This window comes from Allocatelliglobosispora scoriae, assembly GCF_014204945.1.
In the GTDB taxonomy this organism is placed as follows: domain Bacteria; phylum Actinomycetota; class Actinomycetes; order Mycobacteriales; family Micromonosporaceae; genus Allocatelliglobosispora; species Allocatelliglobosispora scoriae.
In genome coordinates, this window is sequence record NZ_JACHMN010000002.1 from 1,497,670 (window position 1) to 1,511,845 (window position 14,176).

16 protein-coding genes are annotated in these 14,176 nt (G+C 69.2%); 10 read left to right on the plus strand and 6 right to left on the minus strand.

The features are described from left to right. The first annotated feature begins 76 nt into the window (after positions 1 to 76). Positions 77 to 430 (plus strand): YciI family protein, encoded by a 354-nt coding sequence (locus F4553_RS12410; protein ID WP_221470122.1) that lies wholly within the window; start codon positions 77 to 79, stop codon positions 428 to 430. Positions 431 to 598: 168 nt separating this feature from the next. Further along, a complete protein-coding gene (locus tag F4553_RS12415; protein WP_184835581.1) occupies positions 599 to 1,321 on the plus strand; it encodes a D-Ala-D-Ala carboxypeptidase family metallohydrolase in 723 nt (240 codons plus the stop codon). Positions 1,322 to 1,516: 195 nt separating this feature from the next. On the opposite strand, the gene F4553_RS12420 is transcribed toward F4553_RS12415, so the two are convergent. Then, positions 1,517 to 1,810, minus strand: a complete 294-nt coding sequence (locus F4553_RS12420; RefSeq protein ID WP_184835583.1) for a DUF4193 domain-containing protein — start codon at positions 1,808 to 1,810, stop codon at positions 1,517 to 1,519. Positions 1,811 to 2,049: 239 nt separating this feature from the next. Next, positions 2,050 to 2,751, minus strand: a complete 702-nt coding sequence (locus tag F4553_RS12425; RefSeq protein ID WP_184835585.1) for a glycoside hydrolase family 25 domain-containing protein — start codon at positions 2,749 to 2,751, stop codon at positions 2,050 to 2,052. 75 nt (positions 2,752 to 2,826) lie between these two features. Between F4553_RS12425 and F4553_RS12430 the strand changes: the two genes are divergently transcribed. The 6 genes from F4553_RS12430 (at position 2,827) to F4553_RS12455 (ending at position 7,263) form a co-directional block, all read left to right on the plus strand. Beyond that, positions 2,827 to 3,411 carry a TetR/AcrR family transcriptional regulator gene (locus F4553_RS12430; protein WP_184835587.1) on the plus strand — a complete coding sequence of 195 codons (585 nt, stop codon included), beginning with the start codon at positions 2,827 to 2,829 and terminating at the stop codon, positions 3,409 to 3,411. Between the two features lies 1 nt (position 3,412). Next, positions 3,413 to 4,240, plus strand: coding sequence for a class I SAM-dependent methyltransferase (locus tag F4553_RS12435; protein ID WP_184835589.1), 828 nt, complete (start codon positions 3,413 to 3,415; stop codon positions 4,238 to 4,240). Between the two features lie 31 nt (positions 4,241 to 4,271). Then, positions 4,272 to 4,742: a GNAT family N-acetyltransferase gene (locus F4553_RS12440; RefSeq protein WP_184835591.1), complete on the plus strand. Its 471-nt coding sequence runs from the start codon at positions 4,272 to 4,274 to the stop codon at positions 4,740 to 4,742. A 39-nt stretch (positions 4,743 to 4,781) separates the two neighbouring features. After that, complete coding sequence (locus F4553_RS12445; RefSeq protein ID WP_184835593.1) at positions 4,782 to 5,663, plus strand: hypothetical protein; 882 nt, start codon at positions 4,782 to 4,784, stop codon at positions 5,661 to 5,663. A gap of 111 nt (positions 5,664 to 5,774) precedes the next feature. Continuing rightward, positions 5,775 to 6,521 carry an SIR2 family NAD-dependent protein deacylase gene (locus F4553_RS12450; RefSeq protein ID WP_184835595.1) on the plus strand — a complete coding sequence of 249 codons (747 nt, stop codon included), beginning with the start codon at positions 5,775 to 5,777 and terminating at the stop codon, positions 6,519 to 6,521. Positions 6,522 to 6,561: 40 nt separating this feature from the next. Further along, positions 6,562 to 7,263, plus strand: coding sequence for a hypothetical protein (locus F4553_RS12455; RefSeq protein WP_184835596.1), 702 nt, complete (start codon positions 6,562 to 6,564; stop codon positions 7,261 to 7,263). A 157-nt stretch (positions 7,264 to 7,420) separates the two neighbouring features. On the opposite strand, the gene F4553_RS12460 is transcribed toward F4553_RS12455, so the two are convergent. Genes F4553_RS12460 through valS form a run of 3 tightly spaced genes read right to left on the minus strand, consistent with a single transcriptional unit; the run spans position 7,421 to position 12,465 of the window. Further along, positions 7,421 to 9,109, minus strand: a complete 1,689-nt coding sequence (locus F4553_RS12460) for a proline--tRNA ligase (protein ID WP_184835598.1) — start codon at positions 9,107 to 9,109, stop codon at positions 7,421 to 7,423. A gap of 8 nt (positions 9,110 to 9,117) precedes the next feature. Next, positions 9,118 to 9,927: a trimeric intracellular cation channel family protein gene (locus F4553_RS12465; protein ID WP_184835600.1), complete on the minus strand. Its 810-nt coding sequence runs from the start codon at positions 9,925 to 9,927 to the stop codon at positions 9,118 to 9,120. Positions 9,928 to 9,936: 9 nt separating this feature from the next. Further along, positions 9,937 to 12,465: a valine--tRNA ligase gene (gene valS / locus F4553_RS12470; protein ID WP_184835602.1), complete on the minus strand. Its 2,529-nt coding sequence runs from the start codon at positions 12,463 to 12,465 to the stop codon at positions 9,937 to 9,939. 135 nt (positions 12,466 to 12,600) lie between these two features. On the opposite strand from valS, the gene F4553_RS12475 reads away from it, so the two are divergent. Beyond that, the gene (locus tag F4553_RS12475) at positions 12,601 to 13,224 is read left to right on the plus strand and encodes an NADPH-dependent F420 reductase (RefSeq protein WP_184835604.1); all 624 of its coding nucleotides are present in this window, start codon (positions 12,601 to 12,603) and stop codon (positions 13,222 to 13,224) included. Between the two features lie 6 nt (positions 13,225 to 13,230). Then, positions 13,231 to 13,887 (plus strand): thioredoxin-like domain-containing protein, encoded by a 657-nt coding sequence (locus F4553_RS42400; RefSeq protein ID WP_312875179.1) that lies wholly within the window; start codon positions 13,231 to 13,233, stop codon positions 13,885 to 13,887. Here the strand turns inward: F4553_RS42400 and F4553_RS12485 are convergent, their stop codons facing one another. Beyond that, entirely contained in the window at positions 13,888 to 14,145 is a 258-nt protein-coding gene (locus F4553_RS12485; protein WP_184835607.1) for a Smr/MutS family protein, read from the minus strand. Positions 14,146 to 14,176 lie beyond the last annotated feature (31 nt).

Below are 14,176 nucleotides of genomic sequence, written 5' to 3' on the forward strand. Positions count from 1 at the left end.
TCAAGCCGATGTCGAGAACCCGGGTTCCGCTCCGACCCACCTGCAAACACTGATAGGGAGTGAAGTCGTGAAGTACATGCTGCTGATCTACAACAACCAGGCGGACCTGGCCGGACTGCCCGCTGCCGAGCTCGACGCGTTCATGGCGGAGGTCGACGTCGTCATGGCCGAGCTGACCGAGTCGGGCGAGCTCATCGGTGGCGAAGCGCTCGCGGACCCGGTCCAGACCAAGACCGTCCGGGTACGCAACGGAGTCCCCGCCGTCACCGACGGGCCCTTCATCGAGACGAAGGAGCAGTTCGCCGGGTACCTGATGATCGAGACGGATCGCCCCGAGCGTGCCGTGGAGATCGCGGCACGCTGGCCGGACGCGTCCCGCTGGGCGATGGAGGTGCGCCCCGTCATGGCGGCGGGCGGACTGGAGATGTAGCGGTCGGCGTACCGGCCGGGGGTTCTTGTTCTGGACCTTGACACCCGGCTGGCAATAATCTTCGATACATGAATGTCGAGCGAAGGAACTCGACATGGCTCCCCGGGGCCGCCTCGGACGTGACCGAGGCGGCCTCGCCGTAAACCCCCAACGGTCGAGGAGAAATTCATGCGGAGAAGACTCTCCACCCTGCTCGTGACGATCGCACTGGCGCTGGCCGGCGCAGTGACGATCGCCGAACCCGCCCACGCCGACGGCTGCTACACCTGGGGCCGCTCGCTCGCACAGGGCACCAGCGGCGAGGATGTGCGCCAGCTGCAGATCCGCGTCTCCGGCTACCCCGGTTACGCCAGCGAGATCGGCCTCGACGGCGTCTTCGGACCGGCGACGAAGTCAGCCGTGATCCGTTTCCAGCAGGCCTACGGGCTGTCGGCGGACGGCATCGCCGGACCACAGACCTTCAACCAGATCTACGCGCTGCAGGACAACGACTGCACGCCGATCAACTTCAGCTACGCCGAGCTCAACAACTGCAACTCGACCTGGGCCGGTGGCGCCGTCTCGGCGGCGCAGGCGAAGGCGAACGCCCTGGTCACGATGTGGAAGCTCCAGGCGCTGCGCAAGGCGCTCGGCGGCCCCGGGATCGTGGTCAGCAGCGGCTTCCGCAGCACCGCCTGCAACAACGCGGTCGGCGGCGCCTCCAACAGCCGACACCTCTACGGCGACGCCGCGGACCTGGCCGGTACGCCGTCCTACTGCACGCTCGCCAAGGAGGCCCGCTACCACGGGTTCCGGGAGATCCTCGGCCCCGGCTACCCCGACCACAGCGACCACGCCCACGTGGCCGACCGGGCCGGCCAGTTCTGGTCGGCGAGCGCCTGCGGCATCTGAGAGCGAAGCGAAGCGCGCCGCGGCGTCTGGACTGAGGAGCGAAGCGACGAGGGAAGACGCCGCACAGAGGCGCGCGAGAGCGGAGCGACCCAGCAATAGAGGGAAGACGCCGCACAGAAGCGCGCGAGAGCGAAACGACCCAGCAATAGAGCTCCCTGCCGCCTGACGGTTGCCGTCAGGCGGCACCACTGTTTCTTACGAGCATTCGGTGCAGATCGGCTCGCCGTTGCGCTGCCGGGCGAGCTGGCTGCGGTGGTGCACGAGGAAGCAGCTCGAGCAGCGGAACTCGTCGGCCTGCATCGGCACGACCGCGACCGTGAGCTCCTCGTCGGAGAGGTCCGCGCCGGGCAGATCGAGGACGTCGGACGGGTCCGGCCCGTCCAGGTCGGCCGCTGCGCTCTGCGCCGTCGTACGCCGTGTCTGCAGCTCTTCGAGACTGTCTTCCTCGACCGCTGCCTGACGTGGTGTGTCGTAGTCGATAGTGCTCATAACCTGTCACCCTCCCCGGCGTCGGTGACTTGTGGCACCGACGCGATCGCGGATCATGTCATCCTCTGCCGCCAGGGCTTCGTGGGCCGTTGGCGCATCGCCAGGATGGTTGCGGGGGGTGGCGACTCTGTCACCCTCTGCTGGGCGGCAAGGATAGCTCGTTTTCCCGAAATGCCTATCGTCATTAGAGGTGAGGCAGGCCACTATTCGGGTGATCCGAGTCGCCCCAGCGGCCCCCATCAGGGCAGCAGCGTGATCATCGTGTCGAAATCGTCCAGCGATCCCCGGAACACGTTGGCGTCGCAGATCTGCTGCCCGCCGATCGTGGCGTCGGAAGCGTACTGCAGGATTCGCGGCACCCGGCCCGACATCGGGGCGAACCCGTCGTTGGTGTCGCTCGCCTCGACCCGCGCCCACTGCTCGCGGAAGGGACCCGGCGCGCCCGACCCCCGATAGTCGCTGTTCCACAGCGGACGGTCGCCCGGGATCGCGTCGGCGTAGGCCCAGCGCGGCGCGTAGATCACCGCACGATGCCCGGTGGCCTGCTCCAGCTCCTCGGCGAGCCGCTCCCCCACGGCGGCGTCGACCTTGTCGTAGTCCCAGTGCTCCAGGTCGACCTGCCAGAGGAACCGGCGGAACCCGCTCGGCTCGGCCAGCAGGAACGCCGCCTGCTCCCGGACGAACTCCACCGCCATCGCCGCCTGCTTCTCCTCCGGTACGCCGGTCCGCGCCACCACGTAGGCCCCGATGAACGGGATTCCGGCGTCCCGGGCGGCGGCCACCTTCTCGCCGAAGTGCCCGTGCTCGTGCACGGTCGTCGGGGTGTGCTCGGTCGCCTTGTGGGTGAAGAACTCGATCCCCTCGCGGGCGGCGGCCTCGATGTGGGACGAGCGCATGCCGCGGTCGTGGTCGTAGTCGGAGGCATCCCACCCGAAGATCATGCCCACGAGGCTAGCGGCGATCGACGCCGGAGGAGGCGGTATTTACAATACAGAGCACAGCTGTATTGTAAATGCATGGACGATCGACGAGGCCCCGGGCGACCACGGCAGGCCGAGACCGACGCGGCGATCACCGCGGCCGCGCTGGACCTGCTCATCGAGCGCGGCGTCGACGCCGTCGGCATCGAGCAGGTCGCGCGGCTGGCCGGCGTCACCCGGGCGACCGTCTACCGCCGCTTCCCCGATCGGATCGCCCTCCTCATCGCCGCGATCACCGCAGGTCACGAGGCACCGGCGGGCGTTCCCGACGATCTGGAGTTCGGGCAGCTCCTGACGCTGCTCGCCGAGCACCTCAGCGACTCGCGGCACCGGCGTCTCGCCCGGCGCCTGATGACCGCGCTGCAGGATCAGCCGGAGCTGCGCGACGCCTACCTGGAGACCGGCATCCGGCCCCGGGAGCAGGCGATCCGGGCCACCCTGGCGCGAGCTCGCGACGCCGGACGGTTTCCACCCGGCACCGACCTCGCCGTCATCGCCACGATCCTCACCGGAGCGGTGGCGGTGCACCTGACCAGCCACCCCGACGACAGCACACCCCGGCAGATCGAGGAGTTCCTCCTCGGCGTCATGCGCCAGACCGGCTATCAGGAAGGCAGCTGAGATGAAGTCCATCCCCGTTCCCGAGACCTTCACCGGCGTCCGCGTCACCGCACTGATCGAGCTCTACCTGCGGTGGCTGGACAGCCGACGATCGCGGTCGATCCTCCGCGACCGGCTCGCCGCCGCGGCGGTCGAGCGGCTCGACTTCGACTTCGACCAGTTCAAGAGCATGAAGATCGGCCAGTACGCCGTCAGCATCCGCTCCCGGCTGATGGACGAGTGGATCACCCAGTTCCTCGCCGGGCACCCCGACGCCGTCGTGCTGGATCTGGGCAGCGGCCTCGACAGCCGGGCGACCCGGGTCGACCCGCCGGCCGGGCACCCCTGGTTCGACGTGGACCTCCCCGATGTCCTGGCGATCGCCGAGCAGCTCTACCCGCCGCGCCACGAGCACACCTTCCTCGGCACCTCGGTCCTCGACCCCGGCTGGCTCGATGGCGTACCGGCCGACCGTCCGGTGATCGCGGTCGCCGACAGTCTGCTCGGCTTCCTCGGTGAGGAGGAGGTGCGCAGCGTCCTGCGGCGGATCGTCGATCACTTCCCGCACGGCGAGATCGCCTTCAACATCACCTCCTCGGCGGTGCAGCGCCAGCGCGACAAGCGACCGGTGCCGCTGTTCGAGAAGTACGGCATCGTCGAGCGCTGGTGGCTCGACGACCCTCGCGGTCTGACCCGGCTCGAACCCAGGCTGAGCTGCGTGGAGGTGGTCAACCAGATGCAGACGCCCCTGCTCGCGCAGACACCGCTCGCCTATCGGATGCTCTGCGCGGTGATCCGGGCGGTGCCGTCGTGGAACAACAGCGGCTGGGTGCTGCGGTACCGGTTCTGATGCCCGGTCTGCATGCGGCAGACTGTGGATCATGACCGTCGAGCTGCGCCGCGCCGTTCCCGCCGACATCGAGCCGCTCCTGGCGTTCTGGGTGATCGCCGCCGAGGGCACCGACCGGGTCGACAGCGCCGATGCGGTGCGGCAGTTGCTGGCGCGCGATCCGGACGCGCTGCTGCTCGCGGTCGACGGCACGGAGATCGTGGGTTCGCTGATCGCGGGCTGGGACGGGTGGCGGTGCCACCTCTACCGCTTCGCGGTGCATCCGCAGCGGCGGCGGCGTGGCATCGGACGGGCGCTGATCGACGCGGCCGAGGCTCGGTTCGCGGAGCTGGGCGGACACCGCGCGGATGCGATGGTGCTCGACGACAACACGCCGGCCCACGGCTCCTGGTCGGCGGCGGGCTATCGGCGGCAGCCCGAGTGGAGTCGCTGGGTGAAGGCACTCGCGTCGCCCTCCACTGTGTCCAGTCCTACAGTGATAAGAGTAACAACCGGCCAGTAGCGGTACTCCTTCATCACATCCCATCGCTAACGTGACGGGATGCCGTCTTCACTACACGAGGGGCTCATCGAGGTCTTCCGTCAGCGACCCGCGTTCGCCGCCGACCTGATCGCCGGACTGTTCGAATTGGACGTTCCCGCCTGGCAGCACGCGCGCCTCGACTCCGGCGATCTGCCCGACCTGACCCCGACCGAATATCGCGCCGATGTGGTGGTCACCCTGCTCGCCGGCGAGCAGGCGGTGCTCGCCGTGATCGTCGAGATACAGCTCAAGCCCGATGCGGCGAAACGACGCACCTGGCCGGTCTATCTGACCACCCTGCACGCGCGGCTCCGTTGCCCGACCGTGCTGCTCGTGCTCAGCCCGGACAGCAGGTCCGCCGAATGGTGCGCCCAGCCCATTCACATCGGGCATCCCGGGTGGGAGCTGCGCCCGTTGGTGCTCGGCCCGCAGCAGGTGCCTGTGGTCACGGACGCCACGGAGGCTGCCGACAATCCGGAGTTGTCGCTGCTCTCGGTCATGGCCCACAGCCAAGACCCACAGCGTGACAAGATCTTTGATTCCTTCCTGCGCGCACTGCGGACCCTCGAAGACGAGCAAGCCAGCCTGTACGCTGACCTCGTGCTCGCAGCGTTGCCGATTGCGACCCGACACCATTTGGAGGCACTGATGAGCACCGGAACCTACGAATACCAGAGCGACTTCGCCCGCCGTTACTTCTTCGAGGGCAAGGCCGAAGGCACGGCCGAGGGCGAAGCCCGCGGTGAAGTCCGATCGCTGCTGGCGGTGCTGGCCGCCCGGGGCTTCGACGTTCCCGCCGCAGCCCGCGAGCGGATCACCTCGTGCACGGACCTCGACCAGCTCGAAGAGTGGATCGGGCGAGCCGTCACCATCAAGACCATGGCCGAGCTGTTCGACTGACGACGAGTCGTCACAACCGTTCAGCACCGCGATCCGGGCATGACATCCACGAGCGATACCCCGGATGTCGTGCCCGCCAAAAGGACTTGTCCGGCCTGCGATCATGGCTGAATGAACGAGCGCAAGCCGATGATCGCCGTCCTGACCGGCGCAGGCATCTCCACCGACTCCGGCATCCCGGACTTCCGGGGCCCGCAGGGCGTCTGGACCCGTGACCCGGAGATGGAGAAGCTCTTCACCCTCGACAACTACCTCGCCGACACGACGGTCCGCGCCCGGTCCTGGCTGGCCCGCCGGGACAATCCGGTCTGGCGGGCCACGCCCAACCCGGCGCACCTCGCCCTGGCCGAACTCGAGCGCTCCGGCCTACCGGTGCGGATCATCACGCAGAACATCGACGGCCTGCATCAGAAGTCCGGGATCAGCCCGCGCAAGGTGATCGAGCTGCACGGCACCATGTTCACCGTACGCTGCCTGAGCTGCGACGACCGCACCACGATGGAGCAGGCGCTGGCCCGGGTGGAGCAGGGCGAGCCGGATCCGGCCTGCCTGCTCTGCGGCGGCATCCTCAAGTCCGGCACGGTGATGTTCGGCGAGAACCTCGACCCGGAGGTGCTCAACCAGGCCGGCCGGATCGCCGAGGCGTGCGACGTCTTCTGGGCGGTCGGCACGTCGCTGCGCGTGGAGCCGGCGGCCTCGCTGTGCTTGATCGCGGCGAATGCCGGTGCCCGGCTCGTCATCGTCAACGCCGATCCGACACCCTATGACGGAATCGCCGATGAGCTTGTGCGGGAACCGATCGGCGTCGCTTTGCCGACGATGGTCGCCGCCCTCCGGGACAGCATCGGGATGGCATGATGTGACGCACTGAACTGCGTCGAATCCGCTGGAGTCCACAATGCATAGACGAGTACGGGTGACGCTGGTGGCCATCGCCATGCTGGCCGCTCTGGCCGCGTGCGGCGAGGACATCGACTCCTCCACCGAACCGTCGCCCGGTCAGGCCAACGGCGGCGCCTTCGCCAAGGTCGATGCGGAGACGGCCGGACTGGTTCGCAAGGAGGCGGTCTGGCAGGCGCCGAAGTCGGTCGATGTCGGCACCACGCAGCGGATCGGCCTCTCGGTCGGCGAGGGCAAGCAGCTCAAGGCGAAGATCGACAACTTGATCGTGGGTGCGAAGCCGACGGGCGCCGGTGAGGTCCTGGTCGGCCCGACGGTGCGGGTCTCGCTCCACGCCGACCCCGACGACGCCGAGATCACGCCCTCCGAGGCGGTCGACGCGTCGACCGGCACCGACGTGCAGATGCTCTGGACCTGGCTGATCAAGCCGAAGCGCCCCACCAAGGCGCTGATGCTGACGGCGTGGTTCGACGTTCCGCTGAGCGCCGGTCACACGATCCACAACGAGATCGCGTTGACGCTGGAGGTGAAGCGGACGCTCGGCTACACCGTCTCCCAGGTCGCGACCCACTGGGCCACCTGGTCCGGGATCGTCGCCTCCGTGGTGACCGGCGCCGCGTGGCTCTGGCGCCGGCGCCGCCTGCTGGCCCGCGGGAAGCCCGCTGCCGACGAGCCGGTCTCGGCGGTCAGCGCACCCTAGCGCCGCACGTCTTGATGCAGCCCGGGCACCCGCCCTACCACCAGCATGATCGTGTTGTTTCCCGGAAGCAGTCCCCTCCAAGCACCTCGTTAGGGCCTCTTTCCGGGAAACAACACGATCATGCGGGGTGGTAGGGGCGCCACTCTGCCGGTGGAGCTCAGGGGAGCACGGACGCGAGCACGTCCTCGACCCGGATCACCCGCGTCTCGCGGGTGGTCCGGTCGGTCAGCTCGACGGTGCCCTGGGCCAGCCCACGCGCGCCGACGGTGACCCGCAGCGGGATCCCGACCAGCTCGACGTCGCGGAACTTCACCCCCGGCCGCTCGGCCCGATCGTCGAGGACCACCTCTACCCCGGCCCGGCGCAGCTCGCCATAGATCCGCTCGGCCGCCTCCGTCACCGCCTCGTCGGTCCCGGCCGGGACGATCGCGACGGCGAACGGCGCGACGGAGGCGGGCCAGACGATCCCGTCGTCGTCGTGGTGGCACTCGACGATCGCCGCGAGCGCCCGCTCGACCCCGATGCCGTAGCTGCCCATGATCGGCGCGACGAGCTGCCCGTCCGGGCCGAGCACGCTGACGCCGAGGGTCTCGGTGAACTTGTAGCCGAGCTTGAAGATGTGCCCGACCTCGACCGTCCGGATCAGCTCCAGCTCGTCGCCGCAGGTCAGGCAGGTCTCCCCGGCGGCGATCTGGCGCAGGTCGGCCCAGCGGCCGACGACGATGTCCCGGCCGACGTCGACCCCGCTGAGGTGGAAGCCGTCGGCGTTGGCTCCGGTCGTCATGCCCCGGCGGTGCCGCAGCGACTCGTCGGCGATGACCGGCAGGTCGGTGACGCCGACGGCGCCGAGGCTGCCCGGGTTGGCGCCGAGCGCCGAGTGGATCTCCTCGGCGTGGGCCGGCCGGATCGCGATCGCGCCGAGGGCGTCGATCAGCTTCTGCTCGATCAGCGCGTGGTCGCCGCGCAGCAGCACGAGCACGAGTTCGCCGTCGGCGACGTAGACCAGCGTCTTGATCTGCCGGTCCGCGGTCACCCCGAATTCACGATCAAGATCATCGATGGTACGCACACCCGGCGTCGCGAATCGCGAAAGCTCCGCGTCCACCCCGTCGCCATCGTCCACATCCGGCAGCAGCGCGACGGCCTTCTCCATGTTGGCCGCGTATCCGCAGTTGGGACAGCGCACCACGATGTCCTCACCGGCGTCGCACGGGCACATGAACTCCACCGAGTCGCTGCCGCCCATCGTGCCGTTGGAGGCCTGCACGGGGATCGCCGGGATCCCCAGCCGGGCGAAGATCCGCCGGTAGGCGGCGTGATGCAGATCGAAGGACCGGTCGAGCCCGGCCGCGTCGAGGTCGAAGCTGTAGGAGTCCTTCATCGTGAACTCGCGGACCCGGATCAGCCCGCTCTTGGGCCGGGGCTCGTCGCGGAACTTCGTCTGGAACTGGTACCACAGCTGCGGCAGATCCCGATAGGAGCGCAGCTCACCGGCGACCGTCGTGAAGATCTCCTCGTGGGTCATCCCCAGCGCCAGCTCCGCCCCACGGCGGTCCATGAGGCGGAACATCTCCTCGCCCATCACGTCCCAGCGCCCGCTCTTACGCCAGATCTCCGCCGGATGCATCGCCGGGAGCAGGAACTCCTGGGCACCGATCTCGCTCATCTCCTCGCGGATCACCTCGATGATCTTCGCGCGGACGCGTACCGCCAAGGGGAGCAGTGAGTAGTGACCGGCCGCGAGCTGTCGGATGAACCCGGCGCGGAGCAGCAGCCGGTGGCTGACCGCCTCGGCGCCCGCGGGCTCCTGCCGGAGGGTGGGGATGAAGAGTGATGACCAGCGCACGCGTCACCCTAACCCGGGTGACCGGCCCCCTCGCCACCGACTTTCCGATGTGTCCGGCCCGGCTCGGCCACTCCCACCGTGGCCTTCGGCTCGCGCGAGCGCAGGAAGCCCGACCGCGTGGTGCGGCTGATGACGTCGACCCCGGTCATCGTGATCTTGCCGAAGCTCGTGTGCTCCAGGCTGAGCGCGCGGGCGTGCGGGGTGCTCCAGCCGAACCACACCGAGAGCATCCGGACCGCGAAGGTGACCCCGATCCCCGCCCAGGCCGCCTCGCCCGGCGTCGCGAACTGGACGGTCGCCAGATAGGCGAGGGCGCCGCCGATCGCCGCGAAGGCGTAGAACGAACCCACCGTGACCAGCGCGACCTCCGTCCCCATGAGCAGGTCGCGGATCACCGATCCGGCCGTGCAGGAGAGGATGCCGATGAAGACGGCCGGAACGACGTCGACCTCCAGGCTCAGCGCCTTGGAGATGCCGACGACGAGGTAGAGCCCGAGTGCGAGCGCGTCGAAGGCGACGACGAGCGGCTCCAGCCGGTTGATCAGGTTGGCGAAGGCGGCCGAGACGACGGCGACGAGGACCGCCATCGCGATGTAGCTGTTCGCCTCCAGCGCGACCGGGCGCAGGTTGAGCAGCAGATCCCGGACGATCCCGCCGCCCATACCCGTGGCGATGCCGATCATGAGCACACCGATCAGATCGATGCGCTTGTTCGGCGCGACACCGGATGCGAAGAGCGCACCCTGCGCCGCGCCGAGCGCCACTGCCGTGATGTCCACGGCGTACGGCAAGGCCACGGGTATGACGGGATCAAGCACAGCCAGATCCTATGCGAGCAGCACCTCGTGCCGAATGATCTCTTCGGGCGACTCGGCGAAGACGAACTCCCCCACCCGACCGGCCGCCCGCAGATCGGGCAGCGCCGGTCGCAGCCCGTCCCACGTGGACCGATCCGTGTGGATCGTCAGCCGGAGCACCTCGGCCTTCATCGAGACCTTCGCCGCCGACTTGGCCCGCCGCACCGCCGTCAACGCGGCGACCGCCTGCTCCAACACCCGCAACTCTTCGAGAGTTGGTCCTATCGCGGCGGACGGCCACCGTGCCGTGTGGACGCTGCCCGGCTGCCACCACGACCAGACCTCCTCGGTGACGAAGGGCAGCATCGGTGCGAGCAGTCGCAGCTGCACCGACAACGCCTGCCGCAGCGCCGCCCGGGCCGAGTCGCCGCCGGGGTGCTCGCCGTAGGCGCGTGCCTTGACCAGCTCCAGGTAGTCGTCGCAGAAGAACCAGAAGAACCGCTCGGCGGCCTCCAGCGCCCGGCCCTGGTCGAGCGCGTCCAGGGCAGCGGTCGTCTCGGCGACCGCAGCGTCGAGCCCGGCCAGCATGGCGCGGTCGATCGCCTCGGTGACCTGCGCGTCCGGACCCGGATCACCGAGTCCGAGCACGAACCGGGTCGCGTTGAGGAGCTTCATCGCGAGGCGTCGACCGATCTTGATCTGGGCCTCGTCGAAGACCGTGTCGATGCCGGGGCGGCCGCTCGCCGCCCAGTAGCGCACCGCGTCGGGACCGTAGGTGTCGAGCAGTTCGTCGGGGGTCACCATCCGGGTGGCCGCGGATTTGGCGACCTTCTTCTTCGCCGGATCCATCACCCAGCCCGAGATGGCCGCGTGCGACCACGGCAGCACCCCGTGCTCGAGCTCCGAGCGCAGCGCCGTGGCGAAGAGCCAGGTCCGGATGATCTCGTGGGCCTGCGGGCGCAGGTCCATCGGGAAGACCCGGTCCAGCAGCTCGTCACCGGCGGCGAGCTGCGGCGACAGCGACGACGTGGCCCAGGTGTCCATCACGTCGGCCTCGCCGACGAACCCGCCCGGCAGCCCACGCTGCTCCGGCGCGTAGCCGGGCGGGGTGTCGGCGCTGGGATCGATCGGCAGGGCGTCCTCCGGCGGGGTGATCGGCCGGTCCCGGCACGGTTCGCCCTGCTCGTCGAGGGGGTACCAGATCGGGATGGGCACGCCGTGGAACCGCTGGCGGCTGACGAGCCAGTCACCGGCGAGGTTGGCGACCCACGCCTCGTAGCGCGCTCGCATCGGCTCGGGCTGCCAGGCGAGCTCGCGGCCCCGGGCGAGCATGCGTTCGCGCAGCTCGGGGTCACGACCGCCGTTGCGGAGGTACCACTGCCAGGTGGTGACTATCTCCAGTGGACGGTCGCCGCGCTCGTAGAAGGCGACGCTGTGCTCGATCGGTTCCGGCTCGCCGTCGAGCCGTCCCGCCGCGCGCAACAGCTCCAGCACGATCGCCCTGGCCTGCTTGGGATAGGCGCCCGCGAGCTGCGAATAAGCGGCCGTGTCGATGCCCGGTGGCGGGTCGGTGCGGAAGCGGCCGTCGCGCCCGAGCACGGGGCGGATCGGCAGGTCCAGCTCGCGCCACCAGATCACGTCGGTCGGGTCGCCGAAGGTGCAGACCATGACGAGACCGGTCCCCTTGCCGGGATCCACCAGGTGGTGGGCGAGCAGCGGGACCCGGGCACCGAAGACGGGCGTGGTGATCTCGGTGCCGGTGCGGTGGGCGTACCGGTCATCTTGTGGGTGGTGCAGCACCGCGACGCACGCCGGCAGCAGCTCCGGCCGCGTCGTCGCGACCAGCAGGCCGTCCCCGAAGACCAGCCGGTGGTACGCCGATGAGCCGACCCGGTACTCCAGCTCCGCCTGCGCCACCGCCGTGCCGAAGGTGACATCCCACATCGTCGGCGCCTGCGCCAGGTAGGCCTCGCCGCGGGCGAGGTTGCGCAGGAACCCGCGCTGCGAGATCCGCCGTGAGCGGGCGGAGATGGTCGTGTACTTCAGCGACCAGTCGACGCTGAGCCCGATCCGGCGGAAGAGCTGCTCGAACCTCACCTCGTCGTGCTCGGTGACCGCCTCGCAGAGCGCGATGAAGTCACCCCGCGAGACCGCTTTCGGCGGGCCGTCACCCGGCCCGTCGCGCAGCAGCGCCGCCAGCGCCTGCGGATCCGCCGGCGTGCTCGGCTCGCAACGCACGTTGAAGTGCTGCTGCGCGCGTTTCTCGGTGGGCAGGCCGTTGTCGTCCCAGCCGATCGGATAGAAGACCGCCCTGCCGCGCATGCGCTGGTAACGCGCGATGACATCGGCGTGCGTGAACGAGAAGACGTGCCCGACGTGCAGCGACCCGTTCACCGTGGGTGGCGGGGTGTCGATGGCGAAGACGTCTTCCCGGGTCGCGGTGCGATCGAATCGATAGATCCCGTCGCGTTCCCAGCGAGCCGGCCAGTGCTCGGCGAGCTCCTCTAGCGAAGCCGCTGGGTGCGGCGAGCGGTCCGGCAGTGAAGCCCGGGTACCCATGCGGAACCACCCTTGTCGTTCATCCTCACTTGCCTCCTCCCTCGTCGCCGACCCCGCTGTGCGGGGGTCTGGTGCCACGACTCTATCAGCCAAACCGCCTCCGGCTGCGCCTCGATCGGGCTAGCGTCTGGCCCTATGGGCGCAGTCACCATCATCGGCACGGGCAACATGGCCAGGGGAATCGGGCACCGGCTGGCCGACGCCGGGACGAGGATCGTCTATGCCGGTCGTGACTTCACCGCCGCCAAGACGCTCGCCAACGAGGTGGGCGGCGACGCGATCGGCCTCGACGAGCCGATCACGACCGATGTCGTCCTGCTCGCCACGCCGTATGCCGCGGCGCTTTCGATCGCCGCGGCGCTCGGGGAGCGGCTCGCCGACCGGATCGTCATCGACATCACCAATCCGCTCAACGGGACCTATACCGACCTCGCGACGCCGCCGGGGGTCTCCGGCGCCGAGCAGATCGCCCGGACCGTCCCCGCGAGCACGCACGTGGTCAAGGCCTTCAACACCACCTTCGCGGGTACGCTCACCGCCGGCGAGGTCGCGGGGCAGCCGCTCGACGTCTTCCTGGCGGGTGACTTCGAACCCGCCAAGCTCGCCGTCGCGCAGCTCGTGACCTCGGCCGGGATGCGCCCGATCGACCTCGGACCGCTCTCGGTCTCCCGGCACCTGGAGTCGACCGGCCTGGTGCACATCACCGCGCAGCAGGTGCTCGGCACCCAGTTCGGCACCGCATTGAAGATCTTCTCGTAGGCCGCCGTGGCCACCGCGCGCAAGCCGCAGCCTCCACGCAAGCCGATCAAGGTCGGCGACGACCACACCTTCCGATGGGTGGTGATCGCCCTCGTCGCGATCCTCGCCATCGGCACCGGGATCGGCGTCTGGGCCACGACCAGGGGCGACGGCTCCACCGACCCGACGGTCTCGGCGCCGCCGACCGCGGGTGCCGACTGGGCGGCACAGGCGGCCGCGATCCCCGGCATCGTCGACGACCGGAGCAAGAACTTCACGGCGAACCACGTGACCGGGCCGGTGGCATACGCCAACACCCCGCCGATCGGTGGCGACCACAACCCGGTCTGGCAGAACTGCATGGGCGACGTCTACGACGGCCGGATCGCCAACGAGAACGCCGTACACAGCCTGGAGCACGGCGCGGTCTGGATCACCTACGAGCCCGGCCTCGCCGCCGACCAGCGGGAAGTCCTCGCGAGCAAGGTGCGCGGCGTGCCCTACACGATGATGAGCCGGTACCCCGACCAGGGCTCGAAGATCTCGCTGCAGGCGTGGTCGTGGCAGCTCAAGGTCGACGACGCCGACGATCCGCGCATCGACGGCTTCATCCGGACACTGCGGATCAACGCCTCGCAGGAGCCGGGCGCGGCCTGCTCCGGCGGTGTGACGAAGGTGCTGTAACTATTTGTTGTGCCGGAAGTGCACGAAGAGCCTGCCGAAGTTCTTCGAGTCCTTCTCCACCCGGTGGTAGAGCGCCCGGTTCTCCTTCTGCTCCAGAAACCGGATGACCTTCTTCTTGAGCGCGCCGGAACCCTTGCCCGGGATGATCTCGATCATCGGGGCCTTCTTGGCGATCGCTTCCTGCATGATCGACTTGAGAGCACGGTCGATGTCCGTGCCCTTGTTGAAGATGTCATGCAGATCAAGTACGAGTTTCATCGCTGCCAAGCGTAACCGAACTCCGCCGCGG

What these genes read in the sequence shown, in the direction of transcription:
- F4553_RS12410 (WP_221470122.1), top strand. Translation starts at nt 77, where the DNA reads ATGCTGCTGATCTACAACAACCAGGCGGACCTGGCCGGACTGCCCGCT.
- F4553_RS12415 (WP_184835581.1), top strand. Translation starts at nt 599, where the DNA reads ATGCGGAGAAGACTCTCCACCCTGCTCGTGACGATCGCACTGGCGCTG.
- F4553_RS12420 (WP_184835583.1), bottom strand. Translation starts at nt 1,810, where the DNA reads ATGAGCACTATCGACTACGACACACCACGTCAGGCAGCGGTCGAGGAA.
- F4553_RS12425 (WP_184835585.1), bottom strand. Translation starts at nt 2,751, where the DNA reads ATGATCTTCGGGTGGGATGCCTCCGACTACGACCACGACCGCGGCATG.
- F4553_RS12430 (WP_184835587.1), top strand. Translation starts at nt 2,827, where the DNA reads ATGGACGATCGACGAGGCCCCGGGCGACCACGGCAGGCCGAGACCGAC.
- F4553_RS12435 (WP_184835589.1), top strand. Translation starts at nt 3,413, where the DNA reads ATGAAGTCCATCCCCGTTCCCGAGACCTTCACCGGCGTCCGCGTCACC.
- F4553_RS12440 (WP_184835591.1), top strand. Translation starts at nt 4,272, where the DNA reads ATGACCGTCGAGCTGCGCCGCGCCGTTCCCGCCGACATCGAGCCGCTC.
- F4553_RS12445 (WP_184835593.1), top strand. Translation starts at nt 4,782, where the DNA reads ATGCCGTCTTCACTACACGAGGGGCTCATCGAGGTCTTCCGTCAGCGA.
- F4553_RS12450 (WP_184835595.1), top strand. Translation starts at nt 5,775, where the DNA reads ATGAACGAGCGCAAGCCGATGATCGCCGTCCTGACCGGCGCAGGCATC.
- F4553_RS12455 (WP_184835596.1), top strand. Translation starts at nt 6,562, where the DNA reads ATGCATAGACGAGTACGGGTGACGCTGGTGGCCATCGCCATGCTGGCC.
- valS (WP_184835602.1), bottom strand. Translation starts at nt 12,465, where the DNA reads ATGGGTACCCGGGCTTCACTGCCGGACCGCTCGCCGCACCCAGCGGCT.
- F4553_RS12475 (WP_184835604.1), top strand. Translation starts at nt 12,601, where the DNA reads ATGGGCGCAGTCACCATCATCGGCACGGGCAACATGGCCAGGGGAATC.
- F4553_RS12485 (WP_184835607.1), bottom strand. Translation starts at nt 14,145, where the DNA reads ATGAAACTCGTACTTGATCTGCATGACATCTTCAACAAGGGCACGGAC.